The organism is Cobetia sp. 1CM21F (assembly GCF_023161745.1).
GTDB classification, from domain to species: Bacteria; Pseudomonadota; Gammaproteobacteria; order Pseudomonadales; family Halomonadaceae; genus Cobetia; species Cobetia amphilecti.
Genome location: NZ_JALNTQ010000001.1, coordinates 616766 through 641645 on the forward strand (window position 1 = coordinate 616766; position 24880 = coordinate 641645).

Consider the following 24880-nt stretch of genomic DNA (forward strand, 5'->3'; position numbering starts at 1 on the left):
CAGATCCGATCAGAAAGGATACTGCGCCAGGAATTGCTGGGCGGCCGCGGCGGGATCTTCGGCACTGCACAGCGCCGAGACGACGGCGAGGCCGTCGGTGCCGCTGGTCATGACTTCGCCGGCATTGGCCAGCGAGATGCCGCCGATGGCGACCGTCGGCAGCGGGCTTGAGCGTACGAGTTGCGTGAGCCCCTCGATGCCCAGCGGTGCGGCATGATCCGGCTTGGTCGGGGTGGCATATACCGGGCCGAGGCCGAGGTAGTCGATGCGCTCGACATCGACGGCCTTGAGCTGCTCAAGCGTCTGGACCGACAGGCCGATCAAGGCGTCCTCACCGAGACGGCGACGCGCCTCGACCGGGTCGCCATCGCTCTGACCGATGTGCAGGCCATCGGCGCCACTGGCCAGCGCGACCTCGATGCGGTCATTGATGATCAACGGCACCTCGTACTCGTCCAGCAGCGCCTTGAGGCGGATGGCCTGGGCGATCATCTCCTCGTCGCTGGCGTGCTTGTCGCGCAGCTGCACGACACTGACGCCGCCGCGCACGGCGGCCATCACGGTGGCTTCCAGGCCGCGTTGTGCGCACAGCGCAGGGTCGGTGACCAGGTAAAGGGATAGATCAAGTGACATCGGTCAGCTCCAGACGAGAGGCTAGCGGGGTGGAATCGGCGTCGAGAGTATACAGGGCATCCATGAAGCGTGGCACGAAGCTGCCCGGGCCTTGCGCCGACTGGCCCGCCGTCTCACCGGCCTCGGCGTAGCAGGCCAGCGCGGCGGCGGTGGCGTGCAGGGTGTCGTCATGCCCGGCGAGGGAGACGGCGAGGGAGGCGGCGAGGAAGGCGGCGACCACGCTGCTCAGTGCGCAGCCCATGGCGGTGACGCGGCCCATCAGCGCATGACCACCCTGCACCGTGATTTGCCGCTGGCCATCGGTGACGACATCGACACGGCCAGTCATCGCCACCACGCAGTTCTGCGCGCGCGCCAGGGCGACGGCGGCCCGACTGGCGCGCTGCAGCGCATCCTCACCGTCATCGCCGCTGTCCACGCCGCGGCCCTGATTCATCTCACCGGCAAGCGCCAGCACTTCGGAGGCATTGGCGCGAATCACGCAGGGGCGATATTCCAAGAGCGAGCGGCACGCATACTGGCGCAGGCTGGAGGCGCCGATGCCGACGGGGTCCAGCACCCAGGGTTTGCCATCGCGGTGGGCGCACATCGCGGCCAGCTGCATGGCCTCGATCCAGCTGGGTGACAGCGTGCCGATATTGATCGACAGCGCCGCACTGATGGCGGAGATCTCCTGAATTTCCTGCTGCGCATGCGCCATCAGCGGTGAGGCACCGATGGCCAACAGGGTATTGGCAGTCGGCGTCATCGCGACATGATTGGTGATGTTGTGCACCAGCGGCGTGGTCTGGCGCAGCTGATTCAGCAGGCTGCCGGGAGAAAGGGACGACGATGGGGTCATGGGATCTCGTGGCTGGAGAAAGGAAGCATCAGCGCTCGAGAGTAAAAGCTGGCGCTGAAAGGTCAAGTGGCAAGGTCCGGCGCTGACGGTGGCGTGGCGCGCTAGCTCCCTGTCATCTATCAAGAGTCGCGCAAAGGATAATAAATAATATCGTGGTTCTATAAACCTTGACGACAAGTCCATAAGATACAGTCTCTTACGGTCTTTTGTGTACGAGTCATCAGTCAAGGGTCACGCAGTGATACGGATAGGTCAGCGCGGTAACGTCAGCAATACGAGCAGCAGTCACCTGGATTTCGCTGGCAACAGCAGCACGAGCAGCACGAGCAGCACGACCAACAACAGCAAGCCCGCGCGTGGCCGGCAGCCGTCTGGCGGTTCTCGGCTTGAGCGCATCGCCAGAAGGGTGGTGATGGCGCTGACAGTGCCCGTGCTGCTGGGCGCTGCGGCCAGCAGTCAGGCGGATGCGGTGATCGCCAGCTGGAATCTGAAGCATGCCGGCTGGAACAACGGCAAGCATCTCGAGCAGGTCGCGGCGGTGGCGAGCCATATGGACCTGATCGGCCTGCAGGAGGTGATGAAAGAGGAGGTCGTCAGCGAGCTCGAGCAGCAGCTTGAGGCGCTGACCGGCGATGAGTGGGACAGCCTGGTCAGCCATGCGGTCGGGCGTAGCACCTATACCGAGCGTTACGCCTATCTGTATCGCGACAAGACGATCGCCTATCAGGGCGGGGCGACCGTCTATCTCGACCCCGAGGATGTGTTCTCGCGCGAGCCGCTGCTGGCCACCTTCGTCGAGAAGGACAGCGGGCGGGCCTTCAGCGCCGCCAACGTGCATATCGTCTATGGCGACAGCAAGGCGGATCGCGCACCGGAAATCCGTGCGCTGGCGGATATCTACGACCTGATGAAGGAAATCTCGCCCGGCACCCCGGCGATCATCATGGGCGATTTCAACATGGCGCCGGATGAGCCTGCGTGGGGAGACCTGCGGACCCTCGGCCTGCGCCCGCTGATCACCGAGGGCGCGACGACGCTCTCCAAGACCGATGGCCGCTATGCCTCGCTCTACGACAACATCTGGTATGTGCCGAGCGAATGGCCCAGCGCCAGCGGCGATGTGTTCCGCTTCCCGGACTATCTGGGTATCAGTCATGAGGCGGCGCGTGCCGATGTCTCCGATCACGCCCCGATCTATCTGTCGGTGACCGGCGAGACACTGGCGTTGCTGCCGCTGGACGGCGGCCAGCCGCAGGCGGCGGGTACAGAGGTGGCCAGTCGTGCATCCAACGCCTCCAGTTCGGCGAGTCAGACCTGTATCGACCTCAATACCGCCAACGCCGATCAACTGGATCGCCTGCCCAATATCGGGCCGGCCCGCGCCGCCGATATCATCCGTCAGCGTCCGTGGAGTTCCAGCGGTCAGCTGACCCGCATCAGCGGTATCGGCAAGGGCACGCTCAGCGAGATCGTCGCCAGCGGCATGCTGTGCAGCTGAGCTGTTTTTAGAGCGGGTCTGTTCAACAGGTCAGTCTGAACTGATCAGGCCTGAGCCTGAAGGGGTATCGACCCCGGTCTCACTTCACAATGACGAAGCCAGCCATCACGGGGATAGCGTGATGGCTGGCTTCGTTGCCTTGAGGCGGGCAGTCCGTCTTTCTGGTGCCGCCTGAGGTCAGCTCAGATACTTCTCGAACCAGGCAAGGGTTCTGTCCCAGGCGAGCTTGGCGGCCTGTTCGTCATAGCGTGGCGTCGAATCGTTGTGGAAGCCGTGGTGGGTGTCCGGGTAGATGTAGGCCTCATAGACCTTGTCGTGCTCCTTCAGCGCGGCTTCATAGGCGGGCCAGCCGGCGTTGACGCGCTCATCGTGCTCCGCATAGTGCAGCAACAGCGGGGCCTTGATGGCGGCGACTTCCTCGGCGCGCGGCTGGCGGCCATAGAAGGGCACGGCACAGGCAAGCTCCGGATAGGCCACGGCGGCGGCATTGGAGACGCCCCCGCCGTAGCAGAAGCCGGTGATGCCGATCTTGCCGGTGGTGCGGTCCTCGCTCATCAGGTAATCGATGGCGGCGAAGAAGTCGTTCATCAGCTTTTCAGGGTCTACCTGTGCCTGCAGCTCCTTGCCCCTGGGGTCATTGCCCGGATAGCCGCCCACCGAGCTCAGCCCATCCGGGGCCAGCGCGATATAGCCGGCCTTGGCCACGCGGCGCGCCACGTCCTCGATATAGGGGTTGAGACCGCGATTCTCATGCACCACCACCACGCCCGGCAGCGGGCCGCTGGCCTTGGCGGGCTTCACCAGATAGGCGCGCACCTCGCCATGGCCCTCGGGGGACGGGTAGGTGATGTATTCGGCGACGATATCGGGGTCGGTGAACTCGACCTGGGAAGCCAGCGCGTAGTCGGGGCTCAAGCTTGCCAGAATCGAGGTGGCTGTCATGCCTGCAACGGCAAAGGCCGCCGCGCGATCCAGAAACTGGCGGCGAGTGATGTTGCCATGCACATATCCGTCGTACAGCTCCAGCAACTCGGGAGCAAAATCCTTTGCAGTGAGGCGGGCCATGTCAGACTCCTGGGCAAGAGAAGGGACGAGCGAATCTTGAACATAGCAACCCGCCATGACGCTACCAAGTTTTTGCCGGCCTGTTCACCGAGTCTGTCATTTTCCGGGCCTGACATTTTCTGAGTCAGGTATTTGCCGAAGCGTGCGTGAGCAGGGCGGGTGTGGGAAGCACTGGTGTAGGAAGGACTGGCGGCGCCGCATGGCTGGGTTGAATGGGCGTGAGCCGAGTCGCGTATATCGCCAGCCGCGGCCGTGCGCATTGTGACTGCAGGCGTCAATCATTATCATCTGCGCATGATTCATGCTGATAGCCGAGCTGCCTGGCGGCTCCGGTGGGCCCTGATGCATGGAAGTTCACTTCCTCCTCCTAGTGGCAGACCTTGCTGGTGATTGAAAAAAGTCCGATGTCTCCCCCCGCGCACGCTCAGGCCTCAGCGCCTGAGTCGTCGCCTACGCTCGCCCAGCAATACCGGCGCTTCGCCTGGAAACGTGTGGTGATTCTCGCCGCACTGGGCCTGGCACTGCTGTTGGCCATCCTTGGCGACATCATGACCGGCCCTGCCGATCTCGCGCTGTCTGATCTGCTGGGCGAACTCATCAATCCCGGTTCACACGGGCCGATCAATGAAGCCATCGTCTGGCAGATTCGCCTGCCGACGGCGGTGATGGCGGCGCTGGTCGGTGCCGCTCTGGGGCTTGCGGGCGCCGAGATGCAGACCGTGCTCAACAACGCCTTGGCCAGCCCCTTCACACTGGGCGTGGGTGCCGCGGCGACGCTTGGCGCCTCGCTGGTCATCATCCTGGATGTCGCCTTGCCGGGGCTGCCGCCCAGCTACACCATCGCGCTGATGGCCTTCGTGTTCGCGGCGCTGTCGATTCTGGCCATCGATGCCGTGGCCTCGCTGTATGGCGCCAGTCGCGAAGTGATCGTGCTGTTCGGCATCGCGCTGGTCTTCGTGCTCAACGCCGTCAATGCGCTGGTGCAGTTCGTGGCCAGCCCCGATGCGCTGCAACAGCTGGTGTTCTGGACCATGGGCAGCCTGTCGGAAGCCTCATGGGAGCGAGTCGCGATCATCGCCAGTGTGCTGGTCGTCTGCCTGCCCTTCGCCATGCGGCGTGCCTGGGCGCTGACAGCGCTGCGTGCCGGGGAAGACCATGCGCGCAGCTTCGGCGTGCCGGTCACCCGTCTGCGCCGCACGGCGCTGTTGCGCGTCAGCCTGCTGGCGGCAGTGGCAGTGGCCTTTGTCGGCACCATCGGCTTCATCGGTCTGGTCGGGCCGCACATGGCGCGTCTGGCGCTGGGGGAAGACCATCGCTTCTATCTGCCTGGCAGTGCGCTGGCGGGGGCGTTGGTACTGTCTCTGGCCGCCACGGCCAGTGAGTCGCTGGTACCCGGACTGGTGCTGCCGGTGGGGATCGTGACCTCGTTGATCGGTATCCCCTGTTTCCTTGCCTTGCTGCTCGGACAGCGCAGGGGGCAGGGATGAGCCATCACGTATTCGATTCGCAAGCGGCCCTGAAGATCTCGCAGCTGACCACCGGCTATCAGCGGCGCATGATCTTCGATCAACTCGATCTGCCACCGCTGCCGGCGGGCTCACTGGTCGGGGTGCTCGGGCCGAATGCGGTCGGCAAGTCGACCTTCCTCAAGGCGATTGCCGGCATGCGTCCGGCCAAGGGCGACATCCACCTCGGCGAGCTTGCGCTGTCGTCGCTGCACGGGGCAAACCGCATGCGCCATGTCGGCTACCTGCCGCAGACGCTGCCGCAGCCGACCAGTCTGGTCGCCTATGAAGCCGTGGCCAGCGCCTGTCGCGCGGCGCGTGCCGAACTGAGCCGCGAGGCCACGGATTCGCTGGTCGAGCAGGTCTTCGCACGCCTGTCGCTGCATTCGCTGGCCTTCCGGCGCATGGACACGCTCTCCGGTGGCCAGCGTCAGATGGTCGGTCTCGCCCAGGCGCTGGTGCGCCAGCCGCAACTGCTCCTGCTGGATGAGCCGACCAGTGCGCTGGACCTGCGCTGGCAGCTGGCCTTGATCGAAGGCGTGCGCGGTGTGGTGCAGGAGCAGCAGGCCATCTGCCTGATCGCGCTGCATGACATCAATCTGGCGCTGCGTTTCTGTGATCAGATCATCCTGTTCGCGCCCTCCGGCCTGTTGGCCACCGGGGCCCCGCGGGAGGTGATCACTGCCGAGCATCTGCGTGAGGCCTACGGTATCGAGGCACGGATCGAGAGCTGCTCGCTGGGCCATCCGGTGGTGCTCACCGACCGCGTCGCCGACTCGGCTCACGCCGATATCGGCCATATCACGCGCGATGTCGGAGCCAGACGATGATGGCGGTGCGCAAGACTGAGCTCAGAAGCGAGTCCAGAAGACTGGCAGGCGCCTACCTGCTGGCACTCGCCACTGTCTTCGCAGGCGCTTTCTCGAGCGCGCCGGGCAACCTTGCCCATGCCGCCGAGCCGGCCGCCAAGGTGCAGATCCAGGCCAGCTTTCCGCGTCAGGTCACGGATCTCGCCGGGCGCGAGGTGACGCTTGCGGCCTCACCGCAGCGCATCTTCCTGGCCCAGCCGCGCCAGCTGTATGCGCTGCTGACGCTATTGGATGCGCCGCTTGAGCGTATCGTCGGCTGGGCCTACCCCTTGGCGGTGTTTGACCCGGCGATGACCGAGCGTCTCGAGACGCGCTGGCCGCAACTTGCCACGCTGCCAGCGCTGAGTCGCGCCTCGACCCCGAGCCTCGAGGGCGAGGCCCTGCTGGCGTTGACGCCGGACCTGGTGCTGTTCGATCTCTCCCAGCGTTCACGTATCGAAGGCTCGCCGTTGGCGGCGCTGCTGGACGAGGTCGGCACTCCCTACCTGTATGTCGAGTTCAATCACCATCCGCTGCAGGATGCTCCGGTCAGCGTGCGCCTGCTGGGCGAGGTGCTCGGCGTCGAGGCGCGTGCCCGCGAGGTGGATGACACCATCGCGGCGCATCTGGCGCTGATTGACGAACGTCTGGCGACGATTGCCGAACGGCCGCGTGTGCTGATCAACATCGCACCGGGCGTGAAGGTGGATTGCTGTCGTACCAATCTGCACAACGGCGTGGCGGACCTGGTCACGCGGGCCGGCGGGCGCAATCTGGCCGCTGAACTGGCGCCGGTCAGCGGTGCCACCCTCAGCAAGGAGTGGGTGCTGGCACACCCGCCCGAGGCGATTCTCAATACCGGTGGCCAGTGGGCCAAGGGCGATGGCCTGCGTGCCGGCATCGGCATCTCGGGCGAGGATATCCAGCACGATCTGGCGCGCATGGTGCAGACACTGCCCGGCTGGCAGTCACTGGATGCCGTCAAGCAGGGCCGGGTGATGGCGCTGTGGCATGGCTTCCACCAGGGGCCCTATGCCATCGTCGCGCTGGAGGCCATCGCGCGCTGGCTGCACCCCGAGACCTTTGCCGACCTCGACCCCATGGCGACCTTTGCCTACCTGATGAATGACCCGACGCTGTCGCGCAGCAGCGGCCACTTCTGGGGCCAGCTGGCGCTTGAGGCGCCTGACACGACCCGATGAGCTGATCGGGGCTGGTGCCTGCTGGTGCCTGCTGGTGCCTGCTGTTGCTTGGGGACGGAAGTCGTATTTTCTACTTGAGGCTTTCCTGAAACGATGGGGCGACGTTGTCATCGTCCCATGATGTTATCGCTCGGCGTTGTCATCGCCCGAGGGTGTCATCGCCTGATGAAGACATCAGGCCAGCGACGGGAGGCCGCATGTCAGAGCAGGATGAGGGCAAGCCCACAGCGACGGTCAGCCCGGTGCGCAGTGCGCAGCTGGTGGCGATCGTCCTGGCGCTGATCGAGCTGTTCAAGGGAGATTGGCAGGGCGCCCTGCTTCTGGGCGGGATAGGTTGGGTGATCGGGCTTTTCAAGCAACCGCGCTGATAGGCGGCGCGAGTGGTACGTCTTTTCCGTGACAGGAAATCAGGGGGTAATGTGGCCAAGACACGCATGGTGACCCAGTTCGGCATGGGCACCTCCATTCGCAGCCAGAACTACACCGAGGCGGCGGCACGTGGCATCCGCGATGCCCTGTGGCACAACTCGCTCAACGTGGCGGACGCCTTCGGCTTCCCCAAGGAGGCGATGCTGATCGAGGTCGAGGTCGGCGTGCAGCAGCCCGACAAGGTCGACAGTGATGCCCTGTTGGGCATCTTTCCCTACGGTCAGCCCAGTGTGCGCGTGGTCAAGGGCGGGCTGGATGTCGCCAAGCCGGATGGCAGCGGGGTCAGCGTGATCGCCAATGTCGCCATCATCGTGTCATTCGACATGGCGGCCACCGGCGCGGCGGCCGCCGGTGCGGCGTCCACTTCTTCCACGCCCGGGCAGTCGGCAGGAGGTCAGTCATGAGCGAGCAACGCATCATTCTCGAGATGGGCACCGGCAATGACCTCTACGGCATGGACTACACCAAGGCCGCCTGCCGTGCGGTGCATGACGCCCTGCATCATTCCTCCATCGTGATGTTCCAGTCACTCGGCATCGATCACCACCACATGCGCGTCGAGGTCACCATCGCGGTCCAGGAGCCGGACGCCGTGGATACGGACGCGGTGGCGCGCGAGCTTCCCCGTGGGCGCGCCGAGGTGACGGTGGTGCAGGGTGGCCTCAATGTGCATGACGAGGCCAGTGGCCAGACGCATGTCATTGCCTCGGCCGCCGTCGCCGCCATGCTCGATATCGACCACGGCGCCTGGCAGCTGTGTCAGTCGTAGGCGAGCGCGCTGACTGAGGTCGTGTCGGCCAACGAAGAAAGCCCCCGTGCGTCAGTGACGCACGGGGGCTTTGCGGTACAGGCCAGGTGGCGCAGGCGCTGATTACAGCGAGCTGATGCGCAGCACCGGCTTGACGGTCAGGCCTGATTTCGAATCCGCGAAGGCCTGTTCGATGTCATCGAAGTCATACATCTGGATCAGCTTGTCGAAGGGGAAACGGCCTTCCTTGTAGTAGCCGACCAGGCGCGGGATGAAGACGCGCGGCACGGCGTCGCCTTCGATCACGCCGATCATCGACTTGCCTTCCGCCATCAGGTCGTGGTGCACGTCCAGGGTCACATCGTGGGTCAGGCCGACGATGGCAGAGGTGCCCAGCGGACGCAGCACCTGCAGGGAGCTGCGCACCAGCATCGGTACGCCGGTGGTCTCGAGGGAGAATTCGCTGCCGCCATCGGTGATGCGCTTGATCTCGCCGACCAGGTCCTCGGTCTTGCCGTTGACGCTGTGGGTCGCGCCCAGCTCATGGGCCAGTTCAAGACGGCTCTCGTGCAGGTCGACCGCGATGATGTTCTTGCAGCCGGCGATCTTGGCCGCCATCACGGCACTCAGGCCCACGGCGCCACAGCCGAACACGACGAGACTGTCACCGAAGCCCGGCTTGAGGCGATTGAGGATGGTGCCGGCGCCAGTCTGGATGCCGCAACCCAGCGGACCCAGCAGGGCGAGATCGACATCGCTGTCGACCTTGACGGCATTGCGCTCGCTGACCACGGCGTGAGTGGCGAAGGACGACTGGCCGAAGAAGGTGGCGACGTCATGGCCGTCACAGCTCAGACGCTTGCCGCCATCATCCATCACACCGCCGAAGTTGAGCTCACCGCCGCGCTCGCAGACGGTCGGGTGTCCGGTCAGACAGTGGCTGCAATGACCACAGTGCGCGAAGGACAGCACCACATGGTCGCCCACTTCCATGTCGCGGACATTGTCACCGATCTGCTCGACCACGCCGGCACCTTCATGGCCGAGCACGATCGGATAGGGGGCGATGCCCAGGTCGCGTGCGGCGGCATCGGTATGGCAGACCCCGGTGGCCACGACACGTACCAGAATCTCGTCTCCCTTGGGGGACGCGAGTTCGACGTCCTTGAGGTGGAAGGGCTGGCCTTGGGTGGCGGTGACGGCGGCGCGAATTTTCATGGTGTTGATCCCTTTGATGATCGAGTGATGGCGTTCTTCAGAGGCGTCCCGGGGCGGCGTGCCCTCCGGGACGGTTCTCTTGACTGTTTCAGGGCTGTCGCAAGTCGTTCAGGGCTGTTTAGCCTCGTTCAGGACTGTCTAGCCTCGTTCAGGACTGTCGCAAGTCGCTCAGGGCTGCTGGGTCGTGACATGGGCGATCACGGACATGCCGATGCGTACCTTGTCGAAGTCGGGCTGGTTCGGGTCGAACACGATCTTGACCGGCATGCGCTGGGTGATCTTGGTGAAGTTGCCGGTGGCGTTCTCGCTGGCCACGGCCGAGAAGGCGCTGCTGGAGGCCGGTGCGATGCTGTCGACATGGCCAGTGAAGGTCTTGCCCGGCAGGCTATCCAGCGTCATCTCGACCGGTTGGCCCGGCTCCATCTCGGCCATCTGGGTCTCGAGATAGTTGGCGACGACATAGGCTTCCTTGTGCGGCACGATGGCCAGCAGCGAATCACCCGGTTGCACGTAGGCGCCGACACGCAGTGAGCGCTGGGTAACGATGCCGTCCTTCGGCGCACGAATGACGGTATAGCCGGTGTTCAGTTCCGCCTGCTCGAGCGCTGCACGTGAGCGTTCGACCTCGGCCAGGGCTTCCACGCGCTGGGCTTCAAGGACGCCGATCTGCTTTTCCGCCGAGCGCTGAGCCGCCTGGGCCTGCACGAGATTGGCTTCCCAGATGCCCTGCTGTTCATCGGCCTTTTCCTTGTCCTGCTGGGAGGCGGCGTTGGTCATGCGCAGGCTGCGGTAACGCTTGGCATCATTGCGCGCATAACGCAGCGAGGCCTGGGTGGACTTCACTTCGGCGATGGACTGCTGCACGACGGCGTGCTGACGCTCGATGTTGGCATCCAGGTCACCGACCGCTGCCTGCTGGGCGGCGAGATCGGCCTGGGCGGAGTGCAGGGAGGCCTGGTAATCGCGGTCATCCAGCGTGGCCAGGATCTGGCCTTCCTTGACCACTTCGTTGTCTTCCACCAGCACCTTGTCGATCTGGCCCGCGACGCGTGTGGTCACCATCACGCTATCGGCGCGCACATAGGCATTGTTGGTGGCTTCGCGGCCATCGTGGCCCTTCCAGTAGAGGCCCGCGTAGGTCGCGACCAGCAGGAGCGCCAGAACGCTCAACAGTAGGGTGGTACGTGTCTTGTTCATGTCGGTGTCGTATCTCGTCGTCTATGTCGAAGAAGGGGGAAGTGGCTGAATCCTGGCTGGCGGGCAGCCGCCGGCTTTGTCTGTGTCTATGCCCCGGAGGGTTGTGCTTGAGGGGGCTGTGCTGGCGATGGCTCTGGTTGAGGTGCCGGCGCCGGCGCCGGTTGTGGCGGATAGGCGCGGATCGGAAGCACCATGACCAGTATCAGCAGCGCCACCACGAAGGGGATGATGGCGAGGTAGGCATCCGCATAGCTCATCACGGAGGCCTGCTCGGAGATGCGCGTGGTGATATCGCTTGCCGCATCGACCTGGATGAGTCCGGCGGGCTGATTGCCCTGCAGGCCGAGTGCCTCGCCCAGGCGGGTGGTGTGCAGGGCTTCACGCGTGACGAGGAAGCTTCCGTAGACCGTGGAGGCCACCACCGCGAACAGGGCGCGCAGCGAGTTGACCATCGCGGTGGCGAACGGCCCTTCCAGCGGGCTGAGTGCCCCGGTGGCATTCATCAGCAGCGGTACCACCACCATCGGCTGGCCCAGGGTGTTGAGCACCTCGATGAGATAGAAGTTGTCGCGATTCCAGTCGCTGGTGAGCTGCGAGCCCAGCAGGCAGCTGATCAGGATCAACACCAGGCCCGTGGCCATCACGTAGCGGCTGTCGACGCTCTTGCGGTTGATCAGTGTCGCCACCAGCGGTGCCAGCAGCAGCTGCGGCAGGGCCATGGTCAACATGACCGGGAACAGCTGCATGGGGCGATAGCCCTGCACTTCCCCCAGGAAGGCGGCGGGAATGGTGCCGGCGGCCAGGGTCAGGAACATGAAGGTACACAGGGTGATGATGCCGAAGGCGAAGTTGCGGCGTGCTAGCAGCTGCAGCTTGTAGAGCGGCATCGGGTGGAACCACTCATGGATCAGGAAGGTCACGAAGACCAGCCCGCCCGTGGTCAGCAGGGCGACGATCAACGGCGAGTTGCCCCAGTCGAGTCGCTCACCCTGGGTCATGCCGGCGACCAGCGCGCACAGGGCGGTGACGCCCAGCAGGGCACCGAGCCAGTCGAACTGCTTGCAGCGTTCCAGCTTGAGCGGGTCCTGCGGCAGGCCCCAGGAGACCAGCGCGGCGGCGAGAAGGCATACCGGCGCGGTTTCCCAGAACACCAGATTCCAGTCGCCCAGGTCGCCATAGAGAGCGGCCAGCGGTGCCGACAGATAAGGGCCGAAGGTGGCCGTCATCGCATAGGCCGACAGGCCATAGAGCTTGCTGTGCCACGGCAGGAAGCGCAGCGCCGACATCATCAGCAGCGGCAGGGTGCTGCCGGAGGCCAGGCCCTGGGCAACGCGCAGCCCCGCCATCAGCGGGAAGCTGTCGGCCAGGGGCACCAGCAGAGAGAACAGGGCCAGTGACAGGCAGGCACCGATCGCGAAGCGGCGCAGGCTGAAGGTGACGGCCAGCCAGCCGGCGAGCAGCATCATCGAGACTTCCGCCGCGCTGTAGATGGTGGTCAGCCAGCTGCCCTCATCGTGGGAGAAGCCGAAGTGTCCGACCACATCCGTCAGGACGGTCTGCGTGACACGCTCTCCCACACCGGACATCAGCGATGCGAGCAGAATGCCCACAAGACCGAGTGCGAGTCGTAGATTGAAGGGTTGAGGAGCGGCCACTGTAGAGTTCCCGTTTTGAGGTGAAGCGCTAGACACCTTGGGTGTCTCGTTATGCGGTACACTGTACCACTTGGTGGTTTCGTTAGGCAAGTAGTTAGCTTGTTAAGGAGTTGTGTCTGTGTCCACAAGAGAAGGTAGTGGCGTGCAGGTCGTGGCCAGGGTGGCGGCGATTCTCAAGAGTCTGGAAGGCAGTGAGCAGGGCATGAGCCTGGGGGAGATCGCCGCCAGGAACGATCTGCCGCGCTCGACCGTCAAGCGGCTGGTCGATGCGCTGGCCCAGGAAGACCTGCTGGAAATCCACGGCCATGGCGGGATACGGCTCGGCTCTGCGCTGATGCGGCTGGCGCGCCATAGCCAGCTAGATATCACCACGCATGCCAAGTCGTTTCTGGAGGCGTTGAGCGGCACCACCGAGGAAACGGTGGTGCTCTGCAGTCTGAGCGGCAACGAGCTGCTGATACTGCACTCGGTGTTGTCGCCGCTGCCGCTGCGGGTATCACCGATGGCCGGCAATTTCCTGTCATTGCATGCGACAGCCAGCGGCAAGGTGCTGCTGTCGCATCTCGAGGACGAGCAGGTGGAGCGCCTGCTGGGGACGGATCTCACGGCCTACACGGACAACACCCTCGCGATGCCGGCACTGCTGACGCAACTGGCCGAGGTGCGTCGCACCGGCATCGGTCATGACGAGGATGAGCATATGCAGGGAGTCGGCGCGATCGGAATCGGCCTGGAGACCAGCCAGGGCCATTACTCCGTGTCCGTGGTCGGCCCCTCGTGGCGCATCAGCGAGCGCAGGGCGGAGATTCAGGCCGCGCTGCAGGCGACCCGTGATGAGATGCTCAAGGCCTTCCGTTCACTCAAGTGAGCGCGTCCCGCCAAGGCAGCAAGGCTGCCGTGTGCGGCGGCTGATCGAACGGCGAGATAGTGGAAAAAGCGAATAGGAAGGCAGGCACAAACACGCCGCCCGTCCGAATGGGCGGGCGGCGTTTATTTACTAGGCAGCACTCAGAGACAGAGCTGAGAAACTGAGTTTGGAAAGAGAGTTTGGAAAGAGAGTCCAGAAAAAGAGAGCTCAGAGGCCAGTGCTCGCTCAGGCCTCTCTGGCCGCGATCAGCTGGTCCGCCAGGGTCATCAGCTCCGCGGCGATGAAGTCCGGGGTCGGCACATTCTCGGCGGGCAGCACGGCATTGTGTGGGCGCGTCAGCAGGGCGCCCTGCATGCCGGCAGCCTGGGCACCGATGGTGTCCCACACATGGCAGGCGATCATGCACATGTCGCCCAGCTTGACCTCGAGCTGCTCGGCGACATGCTGATAGGTGGCCGGCGCCGGCTTGAACTGCTTGACGCTGTCGACGCTGAAATGCTGCTCGAAGGCCTCGCTGATACCGGCCTTCTCCAGCGGCGTCGGGGAGGCGCCTGCGGGGGAATTGGTCAGCGTCACCAGACGAAAACCGGCCTGCTTGAGGCGCTCAAGCGCCGGGGCGACATCGGGATGGGCCGGCATCTCGGCCATGCGCGACTTGAGCTCATCGATATCGTCATCCGCGAGTCTGACCTGATGGATGTCGGCGACCATTTTCAGGGCGCCCACGCCGAGCGCACCGAAGGGGGTGTAGCGTTGTGAGAGCGTCATGGTCTGCGAGTACAGCACCAGCTGTGCGAACCATTCGCGCAACACGCTTTCATCACCGAACACGCGTGAGAACAACGGCGAGAGGGTGGTGATGTCGAGCAGTGTCTCGTTGACGTCGAACACCAGTACGTCGGGAAAGGTCGTGTCAGACATGGTGGCTCCTGGGGTGATATTTCAGACATGCAGTGGGCGCGAAGCGAGGTAGCCGACCGACGGGTAGCGCCAGGGGGGCAGCGCGGCGGATCAGCGCCAGGGAATCAGCGCTGGCAAGCCCGCGTCACTTTCTTCATGACGCAAGACTACCCGTTGTTGAGCGATTGCTCAAATCATGGCCGTTGGCAGTGTGATGACGCCGGTCAAAGGTCTGGAATGGCAGCGACAGCCTCAGCGTCTGATGGCGCTCGATATTTTCATGATCAAATGTTGTACAAACATTGAATTTACGCCATATTGCGTCGCAGAAGGGCTGAAAAAACCAAGAAAACAGCAGGGGTAAGGGACAATGAGCAATATCGCTATCTGGATGGGGCTTGGCTTGGCCGTCACCTTTGTGCTGTTGGCGACTGGCGTCTTCGACAGGCTACTGACCCGTATCGAGCAGGATGATTCGGCGCGCAAGATGAAATGATCTGCTGGCGGTAACAGCCGAAGGGATTCACGTAAAACCCACCCTCCAGGGTGGGTTTTTTCATGCCCGTTTGGCGACAGAGCCTGCAGGGTGTGCGCGCTTGATGGTTTCGCGAGTCTGAAGCCGGCTCGCCATCGGTTAGCGAATGTAGTCTTGCGTATCGCTGTGTAATCATGGCGAAGTGATTTGCTATCGGGGTGTTCGTCGCGGTCATGGTGACTGGCGAGTCGCGATGAGATCAACGTGCTGAACACGCCGGCAAGTTACCACTGGGTAACGTTTCGAGAAATGTCGCCCACAAGAGAGAGTTGTACAGATATCACATCATGGATAGTGTGAGTTCAGCGGGTTTTACAGAGTATGAGGGATGTTCACACCCGTAATGGTTACCTGAGCGCGTGTGATCATTGCCGTGAATTCAATCAGTGTGGCTCCAGGGAATCGAATCATGGATGAGAAAGCCAACGCCGTTCTGTCCTGCCCGGTATGTAACTGCCTGAGCATGGATTATCAATATCATGAGCGCTCTGACGATTACCTGGTGCACTGTGGTGAGTGTGCCGAGTTCATCGGTACCTGGTCGTTGTTGCACCGTGAGCTTGCAGTGCAGAAGGCACGGATTGCCTTGCTCAGTCCGGAACTCGCCAGTCAGAGTCTTTACCGTCGTGTGCGCAGCATGCCCGTCATCCACTGAGGCGTGGGCGGGTGAGCTTTCGCTGAGCTCGCCCCGACAAAGGTCATCGTGTGTCGCTCTCGAGGTTCCTGTCGGGATGTCTCGAGCACAAATGTCGGATACAGCAAGGCCCCGCCATGGCGGGGCCTTGTTGTATCTGACGTCTGAGGCCGTGCTCAGTTCTGGTAGGCACCGGCGGCATAGGTCATTTCATAGCTGTGGCTATAGACCTCGAGGATATTGCCGAACGGGTCTTCCATGTAGACCATGCGGAACGGCTTCTCACCCGGGAAGTACTCGCGTACCGGCATGCGCTGCTTGCCGCCGGCGGCGACGATGCGCTCGGCCAGACCTTCGACGTCCGGGTCCTGGACGCAGAAGTGGAAGATGCCGGTCTTCCAGTACTCGAAGTTGTTTTCCGGCGTCTCGTGGTTCGGGAATTCGAAGATCTCGACACCGATACGGTCGCCGGTGGACAGGTGGGCGATGCGGAAGCTGCCCCAGCCCGGACCGAAGACATCGCTGCACATCACGCCGATGGCGGAGTCATCTTCGGTGATGGTGGTCGGCTCCATCACCACGTACCAGCCCAGCACTTCGGTGTAGAACTTGACTGCGGCTTCCACATCACCAACGGACAGGCCGATGTGGGAGAAGGTGCGCGGATACGGTGTGTTCTTTTCGTTGCTCATGAGTCACCTCGATATGTGAGTCGTGAAGAAAATGGCTCGGTCACTGCCTGCGTGACGTTGGAAGCCATCTTGGGCGTCATGAGCAATAATGAAAACTACGTAGCTGTTATGATAATGATAAGACTTGCTTATGGTGATGTGGGTTCACCGTCGCAGTCTTGCTGATGCTACTCCTCTGACGCTGACTTCCTGACTCTGTTCCCTGACACTGCCCCCTGATTCTTCCAGCCCCCAGGAGCTTGAATGCTGCAACCCCAATGGCTACGCACCTTTCGCACCCTGGTGAGTGTCGGCAACTTCACGCGCACCGCGGAGCGGCTCGATCTGACCCAGGCCGCCGTCAGTCAGCATGTGCGCCAGCTGGAAACCCGGCTTGGCACGCTGTTGATCCGTCATCCGCGCAAGATCGAGCTGACGCCGGCCGGCCATGCTCTGCTGGATTTCGCGCGTGAGATGGAAACCGCCGAGCAGCGCCTGGCCCAGCGGCTGGCGGGCAATGAAGACAGCCATGGGGACATTCGGTTGATCACGCCGGGCAGCATTGGCCTGGCGATCTATCCGCGCTTGCTGGCGCTTCAGCAGGAGTCGCCGGGCCTCAATGTCCACCATCGCTTCGCGCCGACGCGCGAGGTGGTGGAGGCCGTGCTAGAGAATCGCTTCGAATTGGGGATCGTCACGCTCAAGCCGGATGACCCGCGCCTGAGCGTGACGGAGTGGGCGCGTGAGCCCCTTGAGCTGGTGGTGCCGGCGGGGGTCGAGATCCATGACTGGGGGGATCTCGAGACACTGGGCTTCATCGATCACCCGGATGGTCAGGACATGGCCTCGCGCCTGTTGAGCCGGCGCTTTCCGGGCAATCCGGGCATCAGCTCACTGCCGCGCAGTGGCTCCACCAACCAGATCAGCCTGATTCTGGAGCCGGTCGCCCGCGGGCTGGGCTTCAGCGTCGTGCCGCGCCATGCCCGCGAGGCCTTCCCCGAGCATCAGGCCATCCGGGTGGTGCCACCGCCTGAGGGCAGCACGGAGGTGGTCGATACCCTATGGTTGCTCACGCGAGCGGAATGGCCGCTCTCGGCGCGCGCCAGACGGGTGTTGGAGTATCTGAAGGTGTCGCTTTAGCGCGCCGAGGCATTGACGCTCAAGCCTCGGTGCTCAGACCTCGACGCTCAGGCATCAGCGCTCAGGCATCAGCGCTCAGGCATCAGCGCACTGATCAGCTTATGGAGCAGTTCATGGAGCAGTTCATGGAACAGTTCATGGAGCAGCTTACGGCTGACTCAGCGCATAGACCTGTGCCGTCAGGGTGCTGCCATCTTCCAGCGTGATCGTGGCCGGCTGGCGGAGGTATTCGCTGCCTTCGAAATCATCCAGCGCCTGCCAGTGATCGGCCAGGTTGTCGGAGGAGAAGACGTGACCGCGGATGGTGTCGCCCGCCTCGTCCAGTCTCAGCCCCGGAAAGCCCATCTCAGCTCCCCAGCCAGCTGCCTCCAGGCGGCCCTTGAGGGTGCCGGGTGTCCAGCTGCCGCCAATGTCGAGCATGACGTGTTCGTTGGGGCCGCCCGGGCCCAGGGTGCCGTAGATGAAAAGATGCTGCATGGGAGTCTCTGTCGTTCGTCGCGGGAAGTCTGTCTCGGCGGCGTGCGCCGGACGGAGCGAGGGCTTGCGGCAACTCATGGCTGCCTTGAGGTAGGCCCCGGAATTTCGAGGCCGGAAAATTCGCGTGTCAGCCAGCGGGTGATCGGTTGGATCACGGCGCTGTTGGGATGGCGGACACTCATGCGATAGCCGTGACGGTCCCGCGAGATATGCGGCGTCAGGGCAATCAGTGAGCCGTTATCGAGCAGGTCCTGGATGACGTGGCTCCAGCCCAGCGCGACGCCCTGATGATTGACGGCAGCATTGAGCGTCAGCGGAAAGTTGTTGTAGGGGAAGGCCTTGTCGAGGCGCGGCACCGGCAGACCCGCGTGTCGACACCAGGTGGCCCAGTCCAGCCAGCGGGTGTCGCGCATGTCCAGATGCAGCAGGGTGATGCGCGACAGCGCCTCGGCATCCAGCCCCTTCTCGAGCCCATGACGCCGGGCGTAGTCCGGGGAGCAGACCGGGAAGGCGCGCTCCGCGACCACCAGCGTATCGCGATGATCGCCCGTCAGCGGCGGGCCGAAGCGGATCGCGATGTCGGCCTGCTGCATCTGCGGGTCTTCATCGCGATCGATCGGCAGCAGCGTGAAGTGGCAGTCGGGGAAGTCCTGCTCCAGCCGCTCCAGGCGCGGACGCAGCCAGACATGCGCGAAACCGGCGCCCGCGGCGATGGTGATGCGCGGCGTCGGTTTGTGCACCTTGCGACGTGCTTCCGTGACGGCGCTGCATACCTTGCCAAGCCCGCCTGCCAGTTCGGCATGGAAGGTCTCGCCGTAGTGGTTGAGGATCAGCCGGCCGCCCTGGCGATCGAACAGCGGGTGGCCCAGATGCTCCTCCAGCGCGCGGATGCGCTGGGAGATGGTGGGCTGGGTGGTACCCAGCTCACTGGCGGCGGCCGTCATCGACCCCAGGCGGACCGTCACGTCAAAGGCGACCAGCCCGCGCAGGGAGGGCAGGTCATCCAGAGGGCTTGCGCTTTCCAGCGGCGCTGGGGAGCTTGTCTTTCGGGCCGGCACGAGAGTCCTCACTGTGATGCGCTGTCGCGGCGCTCCTGTCGTACTGTTTTGGCCTGGGTGATGGCCTGGCTGATGGCTCGGGCGATTGCCTGGCTGAGGCATGAGAAGGCATGAGCCAGCAACCACCGGATACGAACAGGAGTGCCGCCTTGTATAGGCGGCACTTATACGCGACGCAGCGAATGACATCAACGCTCAGCCCGGCGGATCAGGCCATGAGGTCGCAACGGATCCTGACCAGCGTCGCAACGGATCCTGATCGGGGCGTCGCTGGTCCTGATTGATGGCGTCGCTGATATCAGTCGGTGTCGCGCTCGGCAATCCGCGCATGCCAGGCGGCAATGCTCTCTTCGGGATACTCGGCGTGATGAGCATCACGCGCTTCGTGCGCGACTTCCACCCAGTTGGCCTTGCTGTCGAGCATGATGTGGACATGTTCCGGCGGCACGGGCAGCGGGGTGTCGATCGCCCCCGCCTGAGGGTGGATCAGCTCCGGCCAGCGGGCATCGTAGAGCCACAGCGCACTGCCGCAGCGCTTGCAGAAGTGGCGCTCCGCCGGACTTTCGACCCCGTCAGTCACCGCGTGATAGATGGAGAGATTGTCCCGGCCTTCCACCTTCAGGGTGTTGGCATCGCCCGCCAGATTGATCGCGTAGCCACCGCTGCCCGCCGTCTTGCGACAGATCGAGCAATAGCAGCGCTGATACGGATAGGGGTGCGGCGATTCGAGCTGGAATGTGACGGCCTTGCAGTGGCAGGAACCTTCAAGCTGCATGAGGAATCTCCCTTGTGATGCATGAATGAGGACGCTGGCGCAGACTGGCCATGCATCGCCCGAAGGGCAATGTTACTCCATCCGGGCGCAAGGCGGCGGGCCGCCATTCATCACTTGCCACGATCCATCCATCACTAGCCACGATCCATCCATCTCTTGCCACGAGCCAGCAATCGCTATCCGTGCCGCGCGTGAGTCTCACTGCGGCAGGGCGTAGACATAGGCCTCGAGTTCACGGTTGTCATCGAGAATGACGGTGGTGACGGTGCGCTGATAGATGGGGCCCTCGAAGTCATCGAGGGCATCCCAATGCTCGGGCAATTGCGCCGAGGAGAACACGTGGCCGCGTATCACCTGGCCCGTGTTGTCGACGACCAGCCCCGGGAAGTTGTGCTCATCGCCGTGATCGGTGTTTTCCAGTCGGCCGCGTAGATAGGCCGAGCTCCATTCGCCGTCGATATTGGCGATGACATGTTCGTTGAGGCCGCCGGGGCCCAGTGGACCGTAGATGAAGAGATGTTCCATGCGTCTACCTGTCGGGTTGGGGAAGGGGATGATCCGCGAGGGTAAAGACGGCCGTATCGGCACCGCCTTCATTGACGCTGACGTTAGCCAATGATGATGAAGGTTGAGTGGCGAGGTTCAACCCCTTGTTGACGTGGAGCACTCAACGCAACGCCCACAAACCAGATTGCCCCCACTGGGCAGGCCAGTGAGGGCAATGGTGAAGCGGGGGAGCGGAGCAGGTCAGGCGCGTTTCACGCCCCCGCCTTCACGCGTTCAGACGCGGCTGTCGAAACCGCCGGCCGGCTCTTCGCCGATCACGTCCGGATCGAAGGGCTTGCGCGCGAAGACGCGACGCAGTGCCGGCTCGAAGTGCTCCAGCGGCGGAGTCGGGTAGTCGGGATCGAAGGCCGCCTGATCATAACGCTCGCAGAAATCCACGCACTTCTGATACCAGGGGTGGTCCTTGTAGATCTCGCGCTCGTTGCGGTCCTCGCCGTAGAAGTGACCGTAGTAGAACTTCTGGAACAGGCCGTGGTGATGGATGATCCAGGTCACTTCGGCACGCACGTACGGGCGAATGATGGCGGCGGCCAGCTGCGAGTGATTGTAGGGCGCCAGCTCATCGCCGAGATCATGCAGCAGGGTGGCGACGACCAGGTCGTCATCGGCGCCATCGGCCTCGGCGCGTGCCGCTGACTGCAGGGAATGCTCCAGACGGCTGACCTTGTAGCCGCTCAGGCCATCATCGAGCTTGCGCAGGGCAAGCTTGAGGCGCTCCACCAGCCCTTCATTGAACTGGTCTTCAAGACGCTCGAGCAACGCATAGTCTTCTGCGGTGCCGTCCTTCATCTGGGTGAATGAAACCTGATCCATTACGCTATTTCCTCACGGTTTTCTTGTTGTGCCTGCTGCTGACGCTGACGCATCAGGGTCGTGGCGAAGCGCTCACGCGGGCCGTCGCTATCCATGTAGCAGCCCTGCAGGTGGCGGTGCCCCTCATTGGTGTCGAACGCCGTACGGCCATGCAGCACGCGGGTGTTGTCGAACATCATCAGCTCTCCGGATTCGAGTTGGAAGCGAATCTCGTTGGCCGGGTCCTGGAACAGCTGCCCCAGACGCTGGCGGGCCTGATGGTAGCGGCGAGTGTTTTCCAGCGACATGTGCGGCAGATGATCGAGGCGCGGGCTGTAGTTGACGCCGATGGGCTCACCATCGGAATTCTCGCGAATCACGCAGCGACGCGTGGTCAGCTCGGTGCCGGCATCCAGGAAGCGGAAGCCGACCGGCGTGGTGCGCAGCAGTTCATAGCCTTCCGGCATCTCGGCCTTGAGCTGCTTGAGCGCATTGAGGCTGTCGACCAGCGTGGACAGGCCACCCGTGGTCTCGTTGACCAGGCAATGCAGCATCTGGATGCCCGGCACCGGATCACGATACGGGTTGTCGGTGTGCGGCCCGAGCGCCACGCTGCGGTAGGCCAGGTCATTGCCCGTCGGACGCGAGTACACCTCGAAGTAGCTGCCGAAGTTGGTGTCCTTCACGTAGCCGAAGTGACCGGCCACTTCCAGAATGCGTTCCGGGTCGGTCGGCACGTTCTGCACGATGATGTAGCCAAAGCGCAGATAGGCCTTCAATGCCTTCTGGAAGTCCTCATTGTTGCCCATCTTCTCCCAGTCGACGCGCTGCGCCTGCTGATCGATGCTCGCATCCCAGCTCTCGGGCTTGGGGAACGGCGTGATGCCCTGCAGTTCATGCGCCAGCATGGTGAGGTCATACACCTCGCAATGCCCGTCACTGAAGGTGAATTCCACGTGCGTCTCGTCGACCGGGCGCGCCGCGGTCAGCTCGAGGTTGACGTCGATGGCATGCGAATCGAACAGACGCTGGGTGGTGACCTCATCGAGCTGCTCCGGGTCCTGGGTGCGCTCGCGCAGCCACAGCGGGCTGACCGGCTCCAGGCCTTCGGCGGTGATCAGGTTCAGTGACAGCGGCGACTCGCTCAGGGTCAGCGGCAGCGCGTCGGACAGGGCATTGGTCAGGGACATGCAGGCATCTCTCCATTAGCACGGTTGTATATCGTGGCCATTATGGGAGCGAGGCATGGGACCTAAGTAGGGGGTGAGTGTTATCGGAGGGTATGCATTTTTATTATGGGGTTGGTGGTGAGGGAGGTTCGCGCCCGCTATCCGAGCGCCATTGCGCGTGCCCAGGGCCTGCCCATATATGCTAAATAGATGATTTATAAATTGTTTTGTCTTTTTTGTTACCATCGTCGCGGACAAGGCAGATAGCGGTGGCGAATTGGCCCCAAACCTGCAGAGCGAATCGGTGATACCTGTCGTCAGTGAGTCAGTCGTGCTCTCTGGCTCGCGTGGCGCAAGGAGGATCACTGTTCTTGATAACTGGCATTTTGCATGCTCATTCAAATCGATAAATAACTGCTATCTCGCTTTGCTAAGCTAAGCAGGTTTCCGCTTCGGCATCTCAGCGACTTCGCTTGATGATATACCTGCCCTGACACCTGTGACGCCGGCTCAAGCCTGCCGTGCCGAACAGGACACAATAAAAGCAAGGAGATCCCGCTTGGAACTGATCCAGTATGCTCTGGACAATCTGGAGCTCTTGACCACACGCACGCTTGAGCACATCTCGCTGGTCGGGGTGGCAGTGGGAATCGCCACCCTGACGGGCGTGCCCATCGGTATCGCGATCACCAAGAACGAGCGAGCCGCCAAGACCGTGCTGTATATCGCCTCGATCATCGTGACGATCCCCTCCATCGCGCTGTTCGGCATCATGATTCCGATCCTGTCGTTGATCGGGCAGGGCATCGGCTATCTGCCGGCCGTGATCGCCGTGCTGCTGTATTCGCAGCTGCCGATCATCCGCAACACCTATACCGCGATCAACAATGTCGACCCGGCGCTGCGCGAAGCCGCCAGAGGGGTGGGCATGAGCCAGAATCAGCGTCTGTGGATGGTGGAGATTCCGTTGGCCGTGCCGATCATCATGGCCGGTGTGCGCACCGCCGTGGTGCTGAATATCGGGGTGATGGCGATTGCGGCCTATATCGGTGCCGGGGGGCTTGGCACCTTCATCAGTCGAGGGATTTCCCAGTCTGATCCTCGGCAATTGATTGTCGGGGCGGTGGCGGTCAGCGTGCTGGCCATCCTCGTCGACTATGCATTGTTGGCGCTGCAGAAGCGCCTGACGCCCAAGGGCATGGACCGCACCACAGCGGCCGCCGCCTGACGCGTCATTCGCGCCCATTCTGCCAACACGACAAGGAACGCTTCATGATCGAACTCGACAACCTGACAAAAGTCTTCGATACCCCGAAGGGCGCCGTGACGGCCGCTGACAATATCAGCATGAAGGTCCCGAGCGGTGAGATCTGCATCCTGCTCGGCCCCTCCGGCTGCGGCAAGACCACTAGCCTCAAGATGATCAACCGCATCATTCGCCCGACCTCGGGGCGAGTGCTGATCAACGGGGAAGACACCACCAATCTCGATACCCAGGAGCTGCGCCGCAACATCGGCTACGTGATCCAGCAGATCGGCCTGTTCCCGAACATGACCATCGAGGAGAACATCACCGTGGTGCCCCGACTGCTGGGCTGGGACAAGGCGCGCTATCGCGAACGTGCCCGTGAGCTGATGCGTATGATCGCGCTCGAGCCCGATGCCTTCCTCAAGCGCTATCCGAGCGAGCTGTCCGGTGGCCAGCAGCAGCGCATCGGCGTTGCGCGTGCCCTGGCGGCGGACCCGCCCGTGATGCTGATGGATGAACCCTTCGGGGCCATCGATCCCATCAATCGCGCGGTAATCCAGGATGAGTTCCTCAAGATGCAGCAGGACCTCAAGAAGACCATCATGTTCGTCAGCCACGATATCGATGAGGCGATCAAGATGGGCGATCGCATCGCCATCTTCCGCGGCGGCAAGCTGGTGCAGTATTCACCGCCCGATGAGTTGCTGGCCGCGCCTAAGAACGAGTTCGTCGAATCCTTCCTGGGCGAAGACCGCGCTCTGAAGCGCCTCAATCTGGTCAAGGTGCGCGACCTGGCCAGTGAAGACATCGGCATGGTCACGCCGGATGACACCCTGACCACGGCGCTCGAGCGCATCGAGGCCTACGGCTACCAGAACAGCATCGTGATGGTGAACGACAAGCGTCAGCCGGTCGGCATCATCAGTGCCGCCATCGCTCGCACCTCCAAGGGCCATTGCCGTGATCACTTCCAGAGCGTGCCCGTCGTGGTCAGCCTGGAGGATGACCTGCGCAAGGTGGCCTCGCTGATGTTCGCCAATGACATGACCTGGATGCCGTGCGTCGATGACGAGGGGCGTATCGTCGGCCAGATCACGCAGCGCGCCATCACCCATCATCTGGGTTCGCGCTATCGGGCGCATGCGGGTGGCGGGGCTTCTGGCCAGCAGGGTGAGATGTCCGCGACCGCGCTGCACAAGGAGTAAG

Annotated in this window: 27 protein-coding genes; 13 read left to right on the forward strand and 14 right to left on the reverse strand. The window is 63.1% G+C overall.

The window, feature by feature from the left end; all coding sequences use genetic code 11:
- Positions 1 to 9 precede the first annotated feature (9 nt).
- Complete coding sequence (gene thiE / locus MSG32_RS02560; RefSeq protein ID WP_248377366.1) at positions 10 to 633, reverse strand: thiamine phosphate synthase; 624 nt, start codon at positions 631 to 633, stop codon at positions 10 to 12.
- Positions 623 to 1474 carry a hydroxyethylthiazole kinase gene (gene thiM, locus MSG32_RS02565; protein WP_248377367.1) on the reverse strand — a complete coding sequence of 284 codons (852 nt, stop codon included), beginning with the start codon at positions 1472 to 1474 and terminating at the stop codon, positions 623 to 625. Before thiM ends, thiE begins: the two co-directional genes overlap by 11 nt.
- 412 nt (positions 1475 to 1886) lie before the next feature.
- On the opposite strand from thiM, the gene MSG32_RS02570 reads away from it, so the two are divergent.
- Complete coding sequence (locus MSG32_RS02570; RefSeq protein ID WP_225346927.1) at positions 1887 to 2972, forward strand: endonuclease/exonuclease/phosphatase family protein; 1086 nt, start codon at positions 1887 to 1889, stop codon at positions 2970 to 2972.
- Between the two features lie 177 nt (positions 2973 to 3149).
- Here MSG32_RS02570 and yghX read toward each other — a convergent pair whose 3' ends face one another.
- Positions 3150 to 4037, reverse strand: a complete 888-nt coding sequence (gene yghX, locus MSG32_RS02575; RefSeq protein ID WP_131432393.1) for a YghX family hydrolase — start codon at positions 4035 to 4037, stop codon at positions 3150 to 3152.
- Between the two features lie 404 nt (positions 4038 to 4441).
- Between yghX and MSG32_RS02580 the strand changes: the two genes are divergently transcribed.
- The 6 genes from MSG32_RS02580 to MSG32_RS02605 all read left to right on the forward strand — a co-directional run bounded on the left by MSG32_RS02580 (position 4442) and on the right by MSG32_RS02605 (position 8790).
- Positions 4442 to 5524, forward strand: a complete 1083-nt coding sequence (locus MSG32_RS02580) for an iron ABC transporter permease (RefSeq protein WP_084589434.1) — start codon at positions 4442 to 4444, stop codon at positions 5522 to 5524.
- The gene (locus tag MSG32_RS02585) at positions 5521 to 6372 is read left to right on the forward strand and encodes an ABC transporter ATP-binding protein (RefSeq protein ID WP_107336388.1); all 852 of its coding nucleotides are present in this window, start codon (positions 5521 to 5523) and stop codon (positions 6370 to 6372) included. The genes MSG32_RS02580 and MSG32_RS02585 overlap by 4 nt, the downstream gene beginning before the upstream one ends.
- Positions 6369 to 7592, forward strand: a complete 1224-nt coding sequence (locus tag MSG32_RS02590) for an ABC transporter substrate-binding protein (RefSeq protein WP_248377368.1) — start codon at positions 6369 to 6371, stop codon at positions 7590 to 7592. Before MSG32_RS02585 ends, MSG32_RS02590 begins: the two co-directional genes overlap by 4 nt.
- Positions 7593 to 7789: 197 nt before the next feature.
- Positions 7790 to 7960: a hypothetical protein gene (locus MSG32_RS02595; RefSeq protein WP_248377369.1), complete on the forward strand. Its 171-nt coding sequence runs from the start codon at positions 7790 to 7792 to the stop codon at positions 7958 to 7960.
- Between the two features lie 51 nt (positions 7961 to 8011).
- Positions 8012 to 8425 carry a Lin0512 family protein gene (locus tag MSG32_RS02600; RefSeq protein ID WP_082388606.1) on the forward strand — a complete coding sequence of 138 codons (414 nt, stop codon included), beginning with the start codon at positions 8012 to 8014 and terminating at the stop codon, positions 8423 to 8425.
- Positions 8422 to 8790, forward strand: coding sequence for a Lin0512 family protein (locus MSG32_RS02605; RefSeq protein ID WP_248377371.1), 369 nt, complete (start codon positions 8422 to 8424; stop codon positions 8788 to 8790). The genes MSG32_RS02600 and MSG32_RS02605 overlap by 4 nt, the downstream gene beginning before the upstream one ends.
- 102 nt (positions 8791 to 8892) lie before the next feature.
- On the opposite strand, the gene MSG32_RS02610 is transcribed toward MSG32_RS02605, so the two are convergent.
- The 3 genes from MSG32_RS02610 to MSG32_RS02620 form a co-directional block, all read right to left on the reverse strand.
- A complete protein-coding gene (locus MSG32_RS02610; RefSeq protein ID WP_248377373.1) occupies positions 8893 to 9987 on the reverse strand; it encodes an NAD(P)-dependent alcohol dehydrogenase in 1095 nt (364 codons plus the stop codon).
- Positions 9988 to 10155: 168 nt separating this feature from the next.
- The gene (locus tag MSG32_RS02615) at positions 10156 to 11184 is read right to left on the reverse strand and encodes an HlyD family secretion protein (protein ID WP_192837692.1); all 1029 of its coding nucleotides are present in this window, start codon (positions 11182 to 11184) and stop codon (positions 10156 to 10158) included.
- A gap of 86 nt (positions 11185 to 11270) precedes the next feature.
- A complete protein-coding gene (locus tag MSG32_RS02620) occupies positions 11271 to 12839 on the reverse strand; it encodes an MFS transporter (protein ID WP_248377375.1) in 1569 nt (522 codons plus the stop codon).
- A 118-nt stretch (positions 12840 to 12957) separates the two neighbouring features.
- Between MSG32_RS02620 and MSG32_RS18060 the strand changes: the two genes are divergently transcribed.
- Complete coding sequence (locus MSG32_RS18060; protein ID WP_248377377.1) at positions 12958 to 13707, forward strand: IclR family transcriptional regulator; 750 nt, start codon at positions 12958 to 12960, stop codon at positions 13705 to 13707.
- A 225-nt stretch (positions 13708 to 13932) separates the two neighbouring features.
- Here MSG32_RS18060 and MSG32_RS02630 read toward each other — a convergent pair whose 3' ends face one another.
- Positions 13933 to 14628 carry a haloacid dehalogenase type II gene (locus MSG32_RS02630; protein ID WP_248377386.1) on the reverse strand — a complete coding sequence of 232 codons (696 nt, stop codon included), beginning with the start codon at positions 14626 to 14628 and terminating at the stop codon, positions 13933 to 13935.
- Between the two features lie 349 nt (positions 14629 to 14977).
- Between MSG32_RS02630 and MSG32_RS17955 the strand changes: the two genes are divergently transcribed.
- Positions 14978 to 15103, forward strand: coding sequence for a hypothetical protein (locus MSG32_RS17955; protein WP_267895301.1), 126 nt, complete (start codon positions 14978 to 14980; stop codon positions 15101 to 15103).
- 448 nt (positions 15104 to 15551) lie between these two features.
- On the forward strand, positions 15552 to 15797 hold the full coding sequence (locus MSG32_RS02635) for a hypothetical protein (protein WP_248377388.1): 246 nt from the start codon (positions 15552 to 15554) through the stop codon (positions 15795 to 15797).
- A 155-nt stretch (positions 15798 to 15952) separates the two neighbouring features.
- Here the strand turns inward: MSG32_RS02635 and MSG32_RS02640 are convergent, their stop codons facing one another.
- Positions 15953 to 16468 carry a lactoylglutathione lyase family protein gene (locus MSG32_RS02640; RefSeq protein ID WP_043333918.1) on the reverse strand — a complete coding sequence of 172 codons (516 nt, stop codon included), beginning with the start codon at positions 16466 to 16468 and terminating at the stop codon, positions 15953 to 15955.
- A gap of 243 nt (positions 16469 to 16711) precedes the next feature.
- Here MSG32_RS02640 and MSG32_RS02645 point away from each other — a divergent pair, with 243 nt between their 5' ends.
- Complete coding sequence (locus MSG32_RS02645; protein ID WP_248377390.1) at positions 16712 to 17587, forward strand: LysR family transcriptional regulator; 876 nt, start codon at positions 16712 to 16714, stop codon at positions 17585 to 17587.
- Positions 17588 to 17734: 147 nt separating this feature from the next.
- Here the strand turns inward: MSG32_RS02645 and MSG32_RS02650 are convergent, their stop codons facing one another.
- From MSG32_RS02650 to MSG32_RS02675, 6 genes are all read right to left on the reverse strand, one after another.
- Positions 17735 to 18064, reverse strand: coding sequence for a gamma-glutamylcyclotransferase family protein (locus MSG32_RS02650; protein ID WP_153636169.1), 330 nt, complete (start codon positions 18062 to 18064; stop codon positions 17735 to 17737).
- A gap of 74 nt (positions 18065 to 18138) precedes the next feature.
- A complete protein-coding gene (locus tag MSG32_RS02655) occupies positions 18139 to 19122 on the reverse strand; it encodes a LysR substrate-binding domain-containing protein (protein WP_248377392.1) in 984 nt (327 codons plus the stop codon).
- 298 nt (positions 19123 to 19420) lie between these two features.
- A complete protein-coding gene (locus MSG32_RS02660) occupies positions 19421 to 19897 on the reverse strand; it encodes a GFA family protein (protein WP_054556217.1) in 477 nt (158 codons plus the stop codon).
- Between the two features lie 198 nt (positions 19898 to 20095).
- The gene (locus MSG32_RS02665; RefSeq protein WP_054556216.1) at positions 20096 to 20422 is read right to left on the reverse strand and encodes a gamma-glutamylcyclotransferase family protein; all 327 of its coding nucleotides are present in this window, start codon (positions 20420 to 20422) and stop codon (positions 20096 to 20098) included.
- A gap of 255 nt (positions 20423 to 20677) precedes the next feature.
- Positions 20678 to 21277 carry an HD domain-containing protein gene (locus MSG32_RS02670; RefSeq protein WP_054556215.1) on the reverse strand — a complete coding sequence of 200 codons (600 nt, stop codon included), beginning with the start codon at positions 21275 to 21277 and terminating at the stop codon, positions 20678 to 20680.
- A complete protein-coding gene (locus MSG32_RS02675; protein WP_248377404.1) occupies positions 21277 to 22446 on the reverse strand; it encodes a TauD/TfdA family dioxygenase in 1170 nt (389 codons plus the stop codon). The genes MSG32_RS02670 and MSG32_RS02675 overlap by 1 nt, the downstream gene beginning before the upstream one ends.
- A 538-nt stretch (positions 22447 to 22984) precedes the next feature.
- Between MSG32_RS02675 and MSG32_RS02680 the strand changes: the two genes are divergently transcribed.
- Positions 22985 to 23653, forward strand: coding sequence for an ABC transporter permease (locus tag MSG32_RS02680; RefSeq protein WP_176677398.1), 669 nt, complete (start codon positions 22985 to 22987; stop codon positions 23651 to 23653).
- Positions 23654 to 23697: 44 nt separating this feature from the next.
- Entirely contained in the window at positions 23698 to 24879 is a 1182-nt protein-coding gene (locus tag MSG32_RS02685) for an ABC transporter ATP-binding protein (RefSeq protein WP_248377406.1), read from the forward strand.
- Position 24880: the final 1 nt, after the last annotated feature.

Excerpts from the sequence above, each read along its gene's own strand:
- MSG32_RS02670 (WP_054556215.1), bottom strand. The coding sequence starts at position 21,277 with ATGGATCAGGTTTCATTCACCCAGATGAAGGACGGCACCGCAGAAGAC.
- MSG32_RS02605 (WP_248377371.1), top strand. The coding sequence starts at position 8,422 with ATGAGCGAGCAACGCATCATTCTCGAGATGGGCACCGGCAATGACCTC.
- thiM (WP_248377367.1), bottom strand. The coding sequence starts at position 1,474 with ATGACCCCATCGTCGTCCCTTTCTCCCGGCAGCCTGCTGAATCAGCTG.
- MSG32_RS02635 (WP_248377388.1), top strand. The coding sequence starts at position 15,552 with ATGGATGAGAAAGCCAACGCCGTTCTGTCCTGCCCGGTATGTAACTGC.
- MSG32_RS02650 (WP_153636169.1), bottom strand. The coding sequence starts at position 18,064 with ATGCAGCATCTTTTCATCTACGGCACCCTGGGCCCGGGCGGCCCCAAC.
- MSG32_RS02615 (WP_192837692.1), bottom strand. The coding sequence starts at position 11,184 with ATGAACAAGACACGTACCACCCTACTGTTGAGCGTTCTGGCGCTCCTG.
- MSG32_RS02675 (WP_248377404.1), bottom strand. The coding sequence starts at position 22,446 with ATGTCCCTGACCAATGCCCTGTCCGACGCGCTGCCGCTGACCCTGAGC.
- MSG32_RS02580 (WP_084589434.1), top strand. The coding sequence starts at position 4,442 with ATGTCTCCCCCCGCGCACGCTCAGGCCTCAGCGCCTGAGTCGTCGCCT.
- MSG32_RS02610 (WP_248377373.1), bottom strand. The coding sequence starts at position 9,987 with ATGAAAATTCGCGCCGCCGTCACCGCCACCCAAGGCCAGCCCTTCCAC.
- MSG32_RS17955 (WP_267895301.1), top strand. The coding sequence starts at position 14,978 with ATGAGCAATATCGCTATCTGGATGGGGCTTGGCTTGGCCGTCACCTTT.
- MSG32_RS02640 (WP_043333918.1), bottom strand. The coding sequence starts at position 16,468 with ATGAGCAACGAAAAGAACACACCGTATCCGCGCACCTTCTCCCACATC.
- thiE (WP_248377366.1), bottom strand. The coding sequence starts at position 633 with ATGTCACTTGATCTATCCCTTTACCTGGTCACCGACCCTGCGCTGTGC.
- MSG32_RS02685 (WP_248377406.1), top strand. The coding sequence starts at position 23,698 with ATGATCGAACTCGACAACCTGACAAAAGTCTTCGATACCCCGAAGGGC.
- MSG32_RS02630 (WP_248377386.1), bottom strand. The coding sequence starts at position 14,628 with ATGTCTGACACGACCTTTCCCGACGTACTGGTGTTCGACGTCAACGAG.
- yghX (WP_131432393.1), bottom strand. The coding sequence starts at position 4,037 with ATGGCCCGCCTCACTGCAAAGGATTTTGCTCCCGAGTTGCTGGAGCTG.
- MSG32_RS02665 (WP_054556216.1), bottom strand. The coding sequence starts at position 20,422 with ATGGAACATCTCTTCATCTACGGTCCACTGGGCCCCGGCGGCCTCAAC.
- MSG32_RS02570 (WP_225346927.1), top strand. The coding sequence starts at position 1,887 with ATGGCGCTGACAGTGCCCGTGCTGCTGGGCGCTGCGGCCAGCAGTCAG.
- MSG32_RS02645 (WP_248377390.1), top strand. The coding sequence starts at position 16,712 with ATGCTGCAACCCCAATGGCTACGCACCTTTCGCACCCTGGTGAGTGTC.
- MSG32_RS02660 (WP_054556217.1), bottom strand. The coding sequence starts at position 19,897 with ATGCAGCTTGAAGGTTCCTGCCACTGCAAGGCCGTCACATTCCAGCTC.
- MSG32_RS02590 (WP_248377368.1), top strand. The coding sequence starts at position 6,369 with ATGATGGCGGTGCGCAAGACTGAGCTCAGAAGCGAGTCCAGAAGACTG.
- MSG32_RS02595 (WP_248377369.1), top strand. The coding sequence starts at position 7,790 with ATGTCAGAGCAGGATGAGGGCAAGCCCACAGCGACGGTCAGCCCGGTG.
- MSG32_RS02585 (WP_107336388.1), top strand. The coding sequence starts at position 5,521 with ATGAGCCATCACGTATTCGATTCGCAAGCGGCCCTGAAGATCTCGCAG.